We start from the raw sequence: 14,623 nt of genomic DNA on the forward strand, positions 1-14,623 counted from the left end.
CTGCCCGGTGCGGGCAGCCACATCTCCCCATGACCCGACACGACAGGCTCGCCCTGCCACGGGCGTGGGTGAAGGAGAGAACATGAGCCAATCATCTTACGGCCCGCTGTTCGAGGCCCTGGCCCACTATAACGACAAGCTGCTAGACATGGCCAAGGCACAGACAGAGCGTACCGCGCAGGCGCTATTGCAGACCAATCTGGACGATCTCGGCCAGGTACTGGAGCAGGGCAGCCAGCAACCCTGGCAACTGATCAACGCCCAGATGAACTGGTGGCAGGATCAGCTCAAGCTGATGCAGCACACCCTGCTGAAAAGTGCAGGCCAGGAGAGCGAGCCGGTGATCACGCCGGAGCGCAGCGATCGCCGCTTCAAGGACGACGCCTGGCATGATCAGCCCCTTTATGACTACCTCAAGCAATCCTATCTGCTGACTGCCAGGCACCTGCTGGCGTCGATAGATGCGCTGGAAGGGTTGCCCCAGAAGACCCGGGAACGGCTGCGATTTTTTACCCGCCAATACCTCAATGCCATGGCACCCAGCAATTTTCTGGCCACCAACCCCGAGCTGATCAGACTCACGCTGGCATCCAACGGCCAGAATCTGGTGCGCGGACTGGCCCTGCTGACCGAAGATCTGGAGCGCAGCGCCGATCAGCTCAACATCCGCCTCACCGACGAGTCCGCCTTCGAACTGGGGCGGGATCTGGCGTTGACGCCGGGCCGGGTGGTGCAGCGCACCGAACTCTACGAGCTTATCCAGTACAGCCCAACCACAGAGACGGTGGCCAGGACGCCGGTGCTGATAGTGCCGCCCTTCATCAACAAGTACTACATCATGGACATGCGTCCCCAGAATTCTCTGGTCGCCTGGCTGGTCGCCCAGGGCCAGACGGTATTCATGATCTCCTGGCGCAACCCGGGAACAGAGCAGGCCAATATCGATCTCGACGACTACGTGGTCGATGGAGTGATCGCCGCCCTGGACGGCGTGGAAGCAGCCACAGGTGAACGTGAGGTGCACGGTATCGGTTACTGCATCGGCGGCACGGCCCTGTCGCTCGCCATGGGCTGGCTGGCGGCGCGACGCCAAAAGCAGCGGGTGCGCTCTGCCACCCTGTTCACCACCCTGCTCGATTTCTCCCAGCCGGGGGAGATCGGCATCTTCATCCACGAACCCATCATAGCGGCACTGGAGGCGCAAAATGAGGCCAAGGGCATCATGGATGGACGCCAGCTGGCGGTCTCCTTCAGCCTGCTGCGAGAGAACAGCCTCTACTGGAATTACTACATCGACAGCTACCTCAAGGGGCAAAGCCCGGTGGCATTCGATCTGCTGCACTGGAACAGCGACAGCACCAACGTGGCGGGCAAGACCCACAGCAGCCTGCTACGCCGTCTCTATCTGGAAAATCAGCTGGTGAAGGGGGAGCTCAAGATCCGCCACACCCGCATCGATCTCGCCAAGGTGAAGAGCCCTGTACTGCTGGTCTCGGCCATGGACGATCACATCGCCCCCTGGCAGAGCACTTGGCAGGGCATGACGCTGTTTGGCGGCGAGCAGCGCTTCATCCTGGCCGAATCGGGTCACATCGCCGGCATCATCAACCCGCCAGCGGCCAACAAGTACGGTTTCTGGCACAGCGATGCGAGCAGTGACACACCCGCCGCCTGGCTCGCGCAGGCCACCCATCAGAGCGGCTCCTGGTGGCCACAGATGGCCGCCTTCATCCAGGCGCGAGAGGAAGAGGCCACGCCTGTGCCCGCCCGCATCCCGAGCGAGGGACTGGAAGCGGCCCCTGGCGGCTACGTCAAGGTGCGGCTCAACCCCGTTTTTTCCAAGCGTCCAGAGGCGGAGCCGGCATGAGCCCACTCCCCTTTGAAATTGGGCAAAAAGCCAGCCTGACCAAGCGCTTCGGCGCGGCAGAAGTCGGGGCCTTCGCCGGCTTGTCGGAGGATTTCAATCCCCTGCATCTGGACTCGACCTTTGCCGCCACCACGCCGTTCGAGCGACCCATTGTGCACGGCATGCTGCTGGCCAGCCTCTTCTCGGGGCTGCTGGGCCAGCAGTTGCCGGGCAAGGGCACCGTCTACCTGGGGCAGAACCTCTCCTTCAAGCAACCGGTGTTTGTGGGGGATGAGGTGACGGCCGAGGTGGAGATCATCGCTCTGCGGGCCGACAAGCCCATCATCACCCTGGCCACCCGCATTGTGACGGCGGTCGGGGCCCTCGCCGTGACTGGCGAGGCGGTGGTGAAGTTTGGCTAAGTGCTGATCACAGCCCCCTCCTTCAGCCCGGCCCCGCCGGGCTGAATTTTATAGATCCCGCCCTGATGACGGCGGCTCTCCTCAGCCATTCTTTCCTCGCCTGCTCGCCCTGACTCGGCCCCCCCTCTCATTGGCCGCCAGCATTGCCTGAAGATAGACGCCCTGCCCCTTTCATTGACGGCCCGAACTGCCTAGAATAACCGCCCTGCTGTTTCAGCCATTCATCCATCTAGAGGATTTCCCATGGAGACGTTTCTGCTCGAAGGCCACCCCTTCGTTGCCTTGTGTGACCTTATCAAGCATCAGGGCTGGGCCGATTGTGGCGGCGCGGCCAAGGCCCTTGTCGCCGATGGTCTGGTGGAAGTGGACGGCCAGATTGAAACCCGCAAGCGCTGCAAGATAGTGGCCGAGCAAGTGGTCAACTTCAATGGCATGAAAGTCGTGGTGAAAGCGGGTGTGAGCCCGGAGATCCTCTGATACCGGCTTGAATAAGGGCGCCGACGCGCCCTTTAGCATTCAGCTGGCCTTGATCGACAGGGTCAGCACGAAGCGCGCCATCGCCTCATCTCCGTTCAATGACGGACAGGTGGCCACCACCTGGATGGGGCGATTGATGCGCTGACCGCTCGCCAGCGACTCGTCGATCATGGCGTCAATCTCCTCCCCCGCCGCGCAGTCAAACTGCACGTCCCCTTCGGGCCGCTTCAGAAACTCCCCCTGCACATCCTTGAAGGCGAAGTGTACCTTCTTGCCCCTCGACCGGCCCTTCTCCATCACCAGCAGGCCGCCCACCAGATCGGCGCCGGTCGCCAGGGCACCAAAATACATGCTGCCCAGGTGATTGCGGGTACGCCAGCCAAGGGGAATGCGAATGCACAGCGCCTTGGCGTCCATCCGTTCGATAACGGGGGCACAAAAGCCGATGACGGGAATATAACGCCAGGCAAACAGCCGTAGCGCCATATTGGCTTTGAAACGTTGCAAGTCCATATGCGAACTGATCCGATGAGTTAATGTAAACAGCATGTTGCCACGCAACCCCCTGCTCTACAAGGTTGCCGAGCACGCTTCTGCGGCTTGTCGGCGAACACAAAAAAGAGAGGTGACCCTGGGGCACCTCTCTTTTATACGACTGCCTCACCATCAGGCCCGCTTCTCTTCCAGCCAGGCCCCCTGGCTCTGCATCTCGAACAGCTGGGCGTAGTGCCCTCCCTGCGCCATCAGCTCACCATGAGTACCCCGCTCGTTTACCTGGCCACGGGAGAGCAGCAGGATCTCGTCGGCATCGACTATGGTCGAGAGCCGGTGGGCGATGGCAATGGTGGTGCGGCCACGGCGGGCCGCCGAGAGCGCCAGGGAGAGCGCCAGCTCGGTCTGGGAGTCCACACTGGCGGTGGCCTCATCCAGAATGAGGACGCGCGGATCGCCGACCAGAGCACGCGCAAACGAGAGCAGTTGGCGCTGACCGGCGGAGAGGTTCTTCCCCCCCTCCTCCATCAGGGTGTCCAGCCCATCTGGCAGACTCAGCACGAAATCGGCCAGCTGTACCTCGGTCAGCGCCTGCCAGAGCCGCGCCTCATCGAGGCCGTCACGGCCCAGACGCAGGTTTTCCGCCAAAGTCCCAACGAAGATAAAGGGATCCTGCTGCACCAGACCTATGCTGCGCCGCACCGCCGCCAGCGACAAGGTGTCCATGGGGCGATCATCGAAACGAATGGTGCCCTGATCCAGCGGGTAGAAACCCATCAGCAGGCTGATGATGGTGGACTTGCCACTGCCGGTGTGGCCCACCAGCGCCAGCATCTGCCCGGGGTGCACGGCAAAGCTGACCTCGCGCAGCACCTGTTGCTGACCATCGTAGGAGAAGCTCACCTTGTCAAAGCTGACCCGCCCCTGCAGGGACTGGGTCTCGCCCTCAGTGCTCTCGCGGGGCTCGTCAAGCAGGGCAAATACCCGCTCCCCGGCCACCATGGCCTGCTGCAACTGGTTGAGCTGGTTGGTCATCTCGATCAGCGGCTCAATCATGCGACCCAAATAGCTGATGAAGGCGTAGAGCACCCCCACCTGGATAGCGCCGCCCGCGTTCAATCCTTCGTGAGCAAACAAGGCGAGCAAGCCTATCAGCACCATCATGTAGAACAAGTCGATGAGGGGGCGCAGCAAAATACCGTTGATCTTGAGGCCCTTGAGCCGCGCCGACCAGTGCTGCTGGTTCACCTCGGCAAAGGCGTTGGCGAAGTGGCGCTCCTGCACCATTGCCTGGATAACCGGCATCCCCTGCAGCGACTCGTTGAGGCGACTGTTGATCTCGGACAGCAAGCTGCGGGTCGTTCGCACCACGGGCACACTCAGTTTCTGGTAGAGCCACATCACAGCGGCCACTGCCGGTAACAGGAAGGCGCACACCAGCATCAGCCGCATATCCAGCAGGGCCATGGAGATGAGGATGCCGCACAGCAGCACCACCTTTTGCACCAGCAGGCCAATCACCTGCACATAGAGGTTCATGATCGCCTCGGTGTCGTTGGTGATACGGGAGATGAGCGAGCCCGAGCGATGTTTGTCAAAATAGCGGGCCGGCAGCCGGATGGCAGTGGCAAACACCTGCTCGCGCAAGGTTTGCACCACTGCCTGGGCGATGCGGTTAAAGCGCAGGGATTGCAGGTAGAAACCCGCCGCCGAGAGCACCTGCAGGCCGAGATACCCGGCCGCAATGGCGGCAATGGCAGGCCACACCAGCTGACGCGGCGCCAGGTAGTCATCGATGAAGAGCTTGATGAGCAGAGGGCCCGCCACTTCGGCACCGGTGGCCAGCAGCAGGCAGATCCCGGCCTGAATCAACCAGCGGGGATAACGGGCACAGTAAGCCAGCAGGCGTTTAATCGTTGGATTCACAGGCGCCCCCCACATCTTGTCCCAGACGTAAATAACGGGAACAGCAAGGCCACCAGCCGCCGTTTCATGGTCAGGTTCACAGGCTCTCCTCCACGTCTTGTTCCAGCCGCTGATAGCGAACCATGTCTGCGTACCAGCCGTTGTGAGCCATCAGGACGCCGTGACGGCCCCGCTCGCTGACGCGCCCCTGCTCCAGCACCAGGATCTCGTCAGCCTGCTCCACCGCCGTCATACGGTGACTGACCAGGATCAAGGTGCGTCTGTGAGCCTTGAGCGCTTGCAAGATCTGCAGCTCAGTATGGGCATCTACCGCCGACAGGGCATCGTCCAGCACCAGGATCGGCCCCTCCAGCAGCAGGGCGCGGGCAATGGCGAGCCGCTGCTTCTGGCCGCCGGAGAGGGTCACCCCCTTCTCTCCCACGTCGGTCTCATAGCCCCTGGGGAAGCGGCGGATGTCATCGTGCACGCAGGCGATGCGCGCCACCCGCTCTATCTCCTCAGCGCTGGCATCGGGCCTGCCGAGGGCGATGTTGGCGGCTATGGTGGTGGAGAACAAAAACGGCTCCTGCGGCACATAGGCAAACTGGTCACGCAGCTCGCCAAGGGCCAGCTGCGCGATGGGCACGGCGCCCATGGTGAGCTCGCCGGCAGTGGGGTTGGCAAGGCGCATCAGCAACTTAAGCAAAGCGCTCTTGCCCGCCCCCGTGCGACCAACCACCCCCAGCATGCCGCCGCGGTGCAGGGTGAAATCGATATCCTGCAGCAAGGTGCGCTGCTCCAGCTGGTAGCTCACCCCCTTGGCCTTGAGCGGCAAAGCAGAGGTAAACGTGGCCGGCTGGGCAGGCTCTTCAATATCGCTGCGCTCGGCCAGCAGGCTCTCGATGCGGGAGTAAGCAGCACTGCCCCGCTCTATGATGTTGAACAACCAGGCGATGGCAAACATGGGCCAGATGAGCTGACCCAGATACATGGTGAAACTGGTGAGCTCCCCCAGAGTCAGCTCGTCACGCACCACCAGCACGCTGCCACCGGCAACGGCGAGAAAATAGGAGCAACCGATACAGAGATAGATGACGGGGTCGAACTTGGCATCGATGCGGGCCACCGCCATGTTGCACGCCCCCGCTTGCCGGGTCAGCTCGGCAAAACCCTTGTCCTCCAGAGATTCAACCGCATAGGACTTGAGTACACGCACGCCAGAGAGCGCCTCTTGGGTCTTATTGTTGAGGCGGGAGAAGGCCCCCTGCGCCGCCTTGAACTCCTTGTAGATCTGGGTGCCAAAGCGGTTCATGAAAAACGCCATCACGGGCAGGGGCAGCAGGGAGAGCAGCGTCAACTGCCAAGAGTACTGGCTGCACATGATGGATAGCACCAGCGCCCCGACTATGATGGAGTCCACCAGAGTCAACACCCCTTCCCCGGCCGTCATCTCCACCGCCTGGATATCGTTGGTGGCGTGAGCCATCAGATCGCCGGTGCGGTGACGCTGGTAAAAATCGGGGCTCATACGGGTGAAATGGCTAAACAGGCGGTTGCGCAGCACATAGGCCAGCCGGTAAGAGGCGCCAAACAACATGACCCGCCACACGTAGCGCAGCAGATAGATGAGCAGACCCAGTACAAACAGCCCCGCCAGGTAGCGTATCAGGGTGTCGTTGTCGAGAGAGCCCTTGGCGATGCCATCCACTACCCAGCCCACCACCCTCGGGGGGATCACGGTCAACACGGCCACCATCATCAACAAGGAAATGGCGACCAGATAACGCCGCCACTGCTCCTTGAAGAACCAGCCCAGCCTTGAGAATACGCTCACGTAGATATCCTTTGTCGCGATCAGCCAGAGGCTGCCGCCCGTCACGGGAACACGCAATGCAATCGCCCCCAGAAGGGGGCGATACGAGAGGGCCATGATAGCCTGAAGTGGCTGGCTTGAGAATAATTGCTATTTATCCCGTTACGATAAGCGATCATCTCGCTGTTCAAAGGGACTGTATGGCGTTTCCTGCTGCTCACCGGTCAGCAAGAAATGAGACACCTCATCCCGGGTCAAGCTGAATACACGCTGCAATTGCTCCAGATCCGGCTCGGTCAGCTCCTCCTGCTGACGCAGGCGCCACTCCAGCTCCCCCGCCATGATCTGCAAGCGGGAGGCCGAAATATTGGCCGACACCCCCTTCAGGGTATGCAGCAACCGGCAGGCGATATCTGGCTGCTGACGGCGCAGGGCGGAACGGATCTCCCACAGATCATCCTTGTGCTCGGACATGAACAGCTTGAACAGGATTTGCAGTGCCTCCTTATCCTGCTCCAGCCGTTTGAGGGCATCCTCCAGATCCAGCACCCCCATCAGATCCGGCGGCTTCACCTCCAGCGGGACCCGGCATTCGCCGCTGGCACTCTTCACCCACTGCAGCAGGTTGTTGTAGAGATCCAGCTTGCTAACCGGTTTGGTGACATAGCCGTTCATGCCGACCCCAAGACAACGCTCCCGATCACCGGGCATGGCGCTGGCGGTGAGCGCTATGATGGGGACATCGTGCTTGTCCACCATCTTGCGGATCTGGCGGGTCGCATCCAGGCCATCGAGCACCGGCATCTGCAAGTCCATCAGGATCACGTCAAATAGCTGCTCGGAGACCCGCTCGACCGCCTCACGGCCGTTGCTGACCACAGTCACCACGGCATCCACCCGGCGCAGGTATTCGATGATGAGCTGCTGATTGACCCTGTTGTCCTCCGCCAGCAAGACCCTGACGCCTTGCAGCAGCTCACGGAAGTGTTGCTGATCGCCCTGGGCTTCGGCCTGGCGGATCTGCTGATCGTGGGAGCTGCCATTGAGCAGCTCATCCACCTTGGCCAGCAGGGCATTCTCTGTCATGGGTTTGGACAGGAAGTGGGTCAGCCCCATGCTCTCCATACGCCCGTGCAGTCCCTCTTTGGCCCAGGCGCTGGTCATCAGGATGGGCAAGCGCCTCCACTGACTGTGCTGGTACATCTCGAGGGCCAGATCCAGGCCATCCTCCTGCCCCATACGCCAGTCCAGGATGGCCAGCCGTATGTTCTGGCCCTCCTCGCGCAGCACCTGACGAGCCCGGGAGAGGCTGTTGACCGCCTCCACCCGGACACCGGCACGACCGAGAATGTCCTTGGCAAGATCCAGCACCAGTTCATTGTCATCCATCACCAGAATGAGCGGTTGATGCTCGAAGAAGACCCGACGACCAGACACCCCATAGACGGCCTTGGTCATGGGGATCTCGAACTGGAACACAGAGCCTGTGCCCGGCTTGCTCTGTACTGTGATCCGCCCCCCCATCAGCTCGACCAGCCGCTGGGAGATGTTGAGACCAAGGCCGGATCCCCCATATTTGCGGGTGTTCCCCGCCTCCAGCTGGGTGAAAGGCTGGAACAGCTGGGCCTGCTTCTCCTCGGCGATGCCGATCCCGGTATCCCGCACGCTAAAACGCACCCGCATGGGATGCTGGTTGACCAGGGTGATGGCCACTTCCACCTCCCCCCGCTCGGTAAACTTGATGGCATTGTTGACCAGATTGACCAGCACCTGACCAAGTCGCAGCGGATCGCCGCGCAAGAAATCGGGCACGGCCTGTGACTTGTTGATGATGACCTCGATCTGCTTGCGCTCGGCCAGATCGGCAAACATGCCGGCGAGCGAATCTATCTGCTCGCTGAGATCAAAGTCGATCTCTTCCAGAGTCAGCTTGCCGGACTCGACCTTGGTCAGATCCAGAATGTCATTGATAAGCAGCAGCAAGGTATCTGACGAAGATTTTATCTTGCTGAGATAATCCCGCTGCTGCTGATCCAGCTCGGTCTGCAGCGCCAGCGAACTGAAGCCTATGATGGCGTTCATGGGGGTGCGGATCTCGTGGCTCATGTTGGCCAGAAAATCACTTTTCGCCTGGGCCAGCAAGCCGGTCTGACGCGACAGATCGCTCAGCTTCTGGTTGCGACGCCACAGGGTGACTGCCACCAGTGCGAAACAGAGCATGGCGCCCCCCAGCACGATCAGATAGAAACGGCTCTTGAGGGAGGAGGCCTGATCCATCTTGCTCTGCTTCCAGACCGACAACCCATCAAGCTCATGCATGTCGATAACCTGGTTGCGCAGCACGTGGTAGTCCACCACCTGGTGGCTGACGTCTTCGCTCAACTGGGCAAGACCTGCCACCTCGGGAAGGGAAGGATAGGCCGTCTTGAGCCGTTGTTGCAGCTTTTCCAGCTGCTCCTGCTCGCCCTTGTCCCAGCTGCGCTTGAGGTAGCGGCTGAGTTGTGCCAGCTCGGTCAGATCTATGGCCAAAGGAGCATCTGCTGGCAGGGTCGCCAGCAAGGCGTTGAGCTGTTTTTGAAACGGCTGCTCTATGTACTCGATGGCCATCTCCATGGAGTAGAGTTTGGCCAGATCCAGCAGGTAGCTGTCGATGTCGTGCAGCAGGGATTGGGAGTGAGGATTATCAGCAGCGTCGGGGTCATTACGCACCTCGCGCACGAAGTTGTCGAGATTGCTCGACAGCTGGTTGAGACGCTGCTGCACATTGCTATCATTGGCCTTCTCTCGTCCCAGCAGATAAACGGTATCCGTGTTGACCCGGTTGAGGATCAACTCCGCTGCCACGCTGAGTTCGGAGGCCTTCTGCTGCTGACTGAGCAGTTGCCAGCAATAACCGGAGAATGCCAGCAGCGCTACGATGATCAGGCTCAGGACAACACGATTGACCCGTGTCACATTATTCATCCCGTCTAGATTCTCATGTCATGGCCGTGTATCCGCCGACAGAATGCCGAAACCGGATCACTGGCAGTGAAAGATAACTGACTGCTATGTTACCGTTACTCGGCCCTGTCAGTGCAAGAAAGATGTTGCAGGGCTTATGCATACAGGAATCAATTATGTCATTTATCACTACCTATTGTAGTCATTGCTTCACCAAGAACCGCCTGCCTGACGAAAAACTGGATTCAAACGCTAAATGTGGCCGTTGCAAGGCACCGCTGTTTGGTATCACTCCCGTCATGAGCCGTGAGGAACAGTTCGATACCCTGATCCAATCCGACCTTCCGGTCGTGGTCGACTTCTGGGCCAGCTGGTGCGGGCCATGCATACAATTTTCACCAATTTTTCAACAAGTTGCCAGTGAACTTGAACCTAACATTCGCTTTGCCAAGGTCGATACCGAGCAGCAGCAAGCCATCGCGGCCCGCTACGCCATCCGCAGCATCCCCACCCTGATAGTATTCAAGCAGGGCAAGATAATGGCGCAGCGCAGTGGTTCCCTGCCCAAAAGCCTGTTCAAGGAGTGGCTGGCCTCCTTCATTCCTTCCGCCAAATGATAATTAAATGTTTAATTTTTGTTTGTTTAATGTTTTCACCCACCTTGACTCTGTGAGTCTCGGCATGATTTGACGACTTCCCCCTGTTTCACACAGCGGGATAAATGTAATCTCGGCAACACAACAACAACCATAAATTAACCGAGAGAACGCTATGCACACATCTGCTGTCCCCCCCGCTACCCCATCTCGCTGGCTAGACATCAAATCCGGGATTGTCATCCTGGATACGCTGCTGCTCTGTGCCATGCTGGCCTGGCTACCGTTTGATCCCATGGTCAACAAGGGGCTGGGTATTCTGGTCTTCATCGCCATTCTCTGGCTGACTGAAGCCCTGCACGTGACCATCACGGCCCTGCTGGTGCCACTGCTGGCGACCGTGCTCGGGGTGTTTGACATGAGCAAGTCCCTCACCGACTTTGCCAACCCCATCCTGTTCCTGTTCTTCGGGGGGTTCGCCCTTGCGGCCGCCCTCTCCAAACAGGGGCTGGACACCCTGATGGCGGGCAAGGTGATGCACCTGGCCAACGGCCATCTGGGTTGGGGCGTCATACTGCTGTTTACCATCACTGCCGCCATGTCCATGTGGATCAGTAACACGGCCACCACCGCCATGATGCTGCCACTGGCCATCGGCATGCTGGCACGGCTCGACAGCAAGCAAGATCGCGCCACCTTCGTGTTCGTGCTGCTGGGGATCGCCTACAGCGCCAGCATTGGTGGCATCGGCACCCTGGTCGGCAGTCCGCCCAACGCCATCGCCGCCGCCCAGATGGGGATTGGCTTCACCGACTGGATGAAATTCGGCATCCCTGTGGTGCTGATCCTGATGCCCTGCGGCATTGCCCTCCTCTATCTGGTCACCCGTCCACAACTCAACCACAGGGTTGAAATCCAGGATGTCACCATCAACTGGACTCGTGAACGCAAGGTCACGCTGGCCATCTTCCTGACCACAGTGGTGCTCTGGATTGGCTCGCAGCCCATCTCCAACGCTTTCGGCGGCGTTCCTCAACTCGATACCCTGATCGCCATGGGCGCCATCGTGGCCATCGTCGTTAGCCGCGTCGCCAGCTGGGATGACGTCAACCAGAACACCGACTGGGGCGTGCTGATGCTGTTTGGCGGCGGCCTGACCCTGAGCGCCATCCTCAAGGCCACCGGTACCAGTGCCTTCCTGGCCAGCCACCTGTCGGCCGTGCTCTCCCATGCCAACATCTTCATCGTGTTGCTGATGCTGGCGGCCTTCGTGGTGTTTCTGACCGAACTGGTCTCCAATACCGCCACCGCCGCCCTGCTGATCCCGCTGTTTGCCGGGGTGGCCGAGGCGCTGGGCGTATCCCCCATCGTCATGGCGGTACTGATCGCCATCGGTGCCTCCTGCGCCTTCATGCTACCGGTGGCCACCCCACCCAATGCCATCGTCTTCGCCAGCGGCCATATCCGCCAAAAAGAGATGATGAAGGCGGGGATGGCACTGAATATCGTGTTCACCGTGCTGCTGGCAGTACTTGCCTACTTTGTCGGAGACATTCTCTGATCCGCTGACTCGCACCCAGCAAAAAGCCCTCGCAATGCGAGGGCTTTTTCATATCAAGACGGGGATCAACCCGTAATGTTGCAGCGCTTGAGGTTCCAGATCCGATCCACGTAGTCCTGGATGGAACGATCCGAATTGAACTTGCCCATGGTGGCGGAGTTGATGATGGCCTTCTTCGCCCACAGTGCCGGATCCCGATACCAGGTATCGATCAGCTTGTGAGCTTCGGAGTAGGAGGCAAAATCGGCCAGGGTCAGGTAAGGATCGCCCCCTTCCAGCAAGGAGCGCTTGATGGAGGAGAGTTCACCCGGACGACCCGGCGTGAAGTAGTCGGTATCGAACCAGTCCAGCACAGCCTTGAGCTCGGAGTTGGCATAGTAGAAGTCATACGGGTTGTAACCGCGTCCCTTCAATGCCTTCACCTCGTCCACATTCAGACCGAAGATGGCGCAGTTTTCGGCACCCGCCTCTTCCGCGATCTCGATGTTGGCCCCATCCAGCGTCCCTATGGTGATGGCGCCGTTCAATGCCATCTTCATGTTGCCGGTACCGGAGGCCTCGTAACCGGCGGTGGAGATCTGCTCGGAGACATCGGCAGCCGGGATCAGCTTCTCGGCCAGGCTGACGCGGTAATTCGGCATGAACACCACCTTCAGCTTGCCCTGAATGCGAGCATCGTTATTGACCCGCTCAGCCAGCTTGTTGATGGCATAGATGATGTCTTTGGCCAGCTTGTAACCGGGCGCAGCCTTGGAGCCGAAGATGAACACACGCGGGTGCATGTCATAGTCCGGGTTGGCCAACAGGCGACGGTAGAGTGCCATGATGTGGATAAGGTTAAGCTGTTGGCGCTTGTACTCGTGCAGACGCTTGATCTGGACGTCAAAGATCGCCTCGGCGCTCACATCAATGCCGGTTTCGTCCTTGATGACCTTGACCAGCTTCTCCTTGTTATGACGCTTGATGGTCATGAATTGCTGCTGGAACGCCTTGTCGTCGGCAAATTTCACTACGCCACGCAGTTTGTCCAGTTGCAGCGGCCACTCCTTGCCCACCACTTCGTTGTAGAGGCCAGCCAGTTCCGGGTTGCACGCCAGCAGCCAACGACGCGGGGTCACACCATTGGTAACGTTGCACAGCTTCTCTGGCCACAGCTCGGCATACTCAGGGAAGAGATCCTCTTTCACCAGCTTGGAGTGGATCTCGGCCACGCCGTTCACCTTGGAGGAGCCGATCACCCCCAGGTTGCCCATGCGCACCTTGCGCACATCTCCCTCTTCGATGATGGAGAGCTTGGCCTTGATGGCATCGTTGCCCGGCCACTTGGGCTCGACCAGCTCGCTCAGGAAGCGGGCGTTGATCTCGTAAATCACTTCCAGATGGCGAGGCAGTACTTTCTCGAACAGACTGACCGACCACTTCTCCAGCGCTTCCGGCAGCAGGGTGTGGTTGGTGTAGGAGAAAACCTGATAGCAGATGGCCCAGGCAGCATCCCAGTTCAGATCTTCCTCATCCACCAGCATCCGCATCAGCTCGGGGATGGCCACGGTCGGGTGGGTATCATTGAGCTGAATGGCGATCTGAGCGGCAAAGTTGCTGAAATCCGAGCCATGCACCCGCTTGTAGCGGCGCATGATGTCCTTGATGGAACAGGCACAGAAGAAATACTGCTGGATCAGGCGCAGCTCCTTACCCGCGTCTGTCTCATCGTTCGGATAGAGTACCTTGGAGATGGTTTCAGCCTGGGCTTTCTCGGCCTGGGAGTCGATGTAACCACCGGCGTTGAACACGTCCCAGTCAAAAAACTCGGAGGCGCGGGATTCCCACAAACGCAGTATGTTGACGGTATGTCCACCAAAGCCCACCACAGGGATATCCCAAGGCACCCCTTTGATCTTGCGACCAGCGTGCCACACCTTCTTCAGACCGCCGTTGTCACCAAACACGGTCTCGACATAACCGTAGAGTGGCACGTCTTGCACGGACTCGGGACGGCAGATCTCCCAGGGGTTGCCATATTCACGCCAGGAATCCGGACGCTCTATCTGACGACCATCCTGGATCTCCTGACGGAACAGGCCGTGCTCATAATGGATGCCGTAACCGACTGCCGGGTAATTCAGGGTCGCCAGCGAATCGATGAAGCAGGCGGCCAGGCGGCCAAGGCCACCGTTGCCGAGCGCCATGTCCGGCTCTTGTTCACACAGGTCGGTCAGTTCCAGACCGAGTTCACCCAACGCCTCTTCACACACTTTGTACAGGGAGAGGTTGTGCAGGTTGTTGGAGGTCAAACGCCCCATCAGGAATTCAGCAGAGAGATAGTGAATGGCACGAGTATCTTTCTTGAAGTGAGTCTGCTGAGTGCGGGTCAGGCGCTCGTACACCTGTTCGTTGACGGCGGCTGCGGTCGCTTTCCACCACGCTTCTGGCGAGGCTTTCTGTTCGCTTGTACCCAAGGTAGAACGCAGGTGACGCACGATACTCGCCTTGAGCTGATCTTTATCCAGTTGGAGATCCTGGTCTGTCTTCTTCTTGGTAGCCATAAACCATTTCCTTCGTTACAGAATA

10 protein-coding genes are annotated in these 14,623 nt (G+C 59.6%); 5 read left to right on the forward strand and 5 right to left on the reverse strand.

The features are described from left to right. Positions 1-82 precede the first annotated feature (82 nt). The 3 genes from BN1129_RS04915 to ybcJ all read left to right on the forward strand — a co-directional run bounded on the left by BN1129_RS04915 (position 83) and on the right by ybcJ (position 2,745). Positions 83-1,867, forward strand: coding sequence for a class I poly(R)-hydroxyalkanoic acid synthase (locus BN1129_RS04915; RefSeq protein ID WP_042034857.1), 1,785 nt, complete (start codon positions 83-85; stop codon positions 1,865-1,867). After that, the gene (locus tag BN1129_RS04920) at positions 1,864-2,268 is read left to right on the forward strand and encodes a MaoC family dehydratase (protein ID WP_042034858.1); all 405 of its coding nucleotides are present in this window, start codon (positions 1,864-1,866) and stop codon (positions 2,266-2,268) included. The genes BN1129_RS04915 and BN1129_RS04920 overlap by 4 nt, the downstream gene beginning before the upstream one ends. A gap of 243 nt (positions 2,269-2,511) precedes the next feature. Next, the gene (gene ybcJ, locus BN1129_RS04925; protein WP_042034860.1) at positions 2,512-2,745 is read left to right on the forward strand and encodes a ribosome-associated protein YbcJ; all 234 of its coding nucleotides are present in this window, start codon (positions 2,512-2,514) and stop codon (positions 2,743-2,745) included. 39 nt (positions 2,746-2,784) lie between these two features. Here the strand turns inward: ybcJ and BN1129_RS04930 are convergent, their stop codons facing one another. The 4 genes from BN1129_RS04930 to BN1129_RS04945 all read right to left on the reverse strand — a co-directional run bounded on the left by BN1129_RS04930 (position 2,785) and on the right by BN1129_RS04945 (position 9,919). Continuing rightward, positions 2,785-3,258 (reverse strand): DUF4442 domain-containing protein, encoded by a 474-nt coding sequence (locus BN1129_RS04930; protein ID WP_042034862.1) that lies wholly within the window; start codon positions 3,256-3,258, stop codon positions 2,785-2,787. Between the two features lie 153 nt (positions 3,259-3,411). Next, the gene (locus tag BN1129_RS04935) at positions 3,412-5,163 is read right to left on the reverse strand and encodes an ABC transporter transmembrane domain-containing protein (RefSeq protein ID WP_042034863.1); all 1,752 of its coding nucleotides are present in this window, start codon (positions 5,161-5,163) and stop codon (positions 3,412-3,414) included. A 76-nt stretch (positions 5,164-5,239) separates the two neighbouring features. Next, entirely contained in the window at positions 5,240-6,976 is a 1,737-nt protein-coding gene (locus BN1129_RS04940) for an ABC transporter transmembrane domain-containing protein (protein ID WP_042034864.1), read from the reverse strand. A gap of 141 nt (positions 6,977-7,117) precedes the next feature. Further along, entirely contained in the window at positions 7,118-9,919 is a 2,802-nt protein-coding gene (locus BN1129_RS04945) for a response regulator (protein WP_042034865.1), read from the reverse strand. A gap of 155 nt (positions 9,920-10,074) precedes the next feature. Here BN1129_RS04945 and trxC point away from each other — a divergent pair, with 155 nt between their 5' ends. Further along, positions 10,075-10,515, forward strand: coding sequence for a thioredoxin TrxC (gene trxC, locus BN1129_RS04950; protein WP_042034866.1), 441 nt, complete (start codon positions 10,075-10,077; stop codon positions 10,513-10,515). A 154-nt stretch (positions 10,516-10,669) separates the two neighbouring features. Next, a complete protein-coding gene (locus BN1129_RS04955) occupies positions 10,670-12,055 on the forward strand; it encodes an SLC13 family permease (protein WP_042034867.1) in 1,386 nt (461 codons plus the stop codon). A 65-nt stretch (positions 12,056-12,120) separates the two neighbouring features. On the opposite strand, the gene BN1129_RS04960 is transcribed toward BN1129_RS04955, so the two are convergent. Beyond that, a complete protein-coding gene (locus tag BN1129_RS04960) occupies positions 12,121-14,598 on the reverse strand; it encodes a glycogen/starch/alpha-glucan phosphorylase (RefSeq protein ID WP_042034868.1) in 2,478 nt (825 codons plus the stop codon). Between the last annotated feature and the right edge of the window lie 25 nt (positions 14,599-14,623).

The sequence above is a fragment of the Aeromonas popoffii genome (assembly GCF_000820025.1).
Lineage (GTDB): Bacteria > Pseudomonadota > Gammaproteobacteria > Enterobacterales > Aeromonadaceae > Aeromonas > Aeromonas popoffii.

Bases quoted from the DNA above. Each gene is read 5' to 3' on its own strand.
- BN1129_RS04915 (WP_042034857.1), top strand. From the start codon at position 83: ATGAGCCAATCATCTTACGGCCCGCTGTTCGAGGCCCTGGCCCACTAT.
- BN1129_RS04920 (WP_042034858.1), top strand. From the start codon at position 1,864: ATGAGCCCACTCCCCTTTGAAATTGGGCAAAAAGCCAGCCTGACCAAG.
- ybcJ (WP_042034860.1), top strand. From the start codon at position 2,512: ATGGAGACGTTTCTGCTCGAAGGCCACCCCTTCGTTGCCTTGTGTGAC.
- BN1129_RS04930 (WP_042034862.1), bottom strand. From the start codon at position 3,258: ATGGACTTGCAACGTTTCAAAGCCAATATGGCGCTACGGCTGTTTGCC.
- BN1129_RS04945 (WP_042034865.1), bottom strand. From the start codon at position 9,919: ATGAATAATGTGACACGGGTCAATCGTGTTGTCCTGAGCCTGATCATC.
- trxC (WP_042034866.1), top strand. From the start codon at position 10,075: ATGTCATTTATCACTACCTATTGTAGTCATTGCTTCACCAAGAACCGC.
- BN1129_RS04955 (WP_042034867.1), top strand. From the start codon at position 10,670: ATGCACACATCTGCTGTCCCCCCCGCTACCCCATCTCGCTGGCTAGAC.
- BN1129_RS04960 (WP_042034868.1), bottom strand. From the start codon at position 14,598: ATGGCTACCAAGAAGAAGACAGACCAGGATCTCCAACTGGATAAAGAT.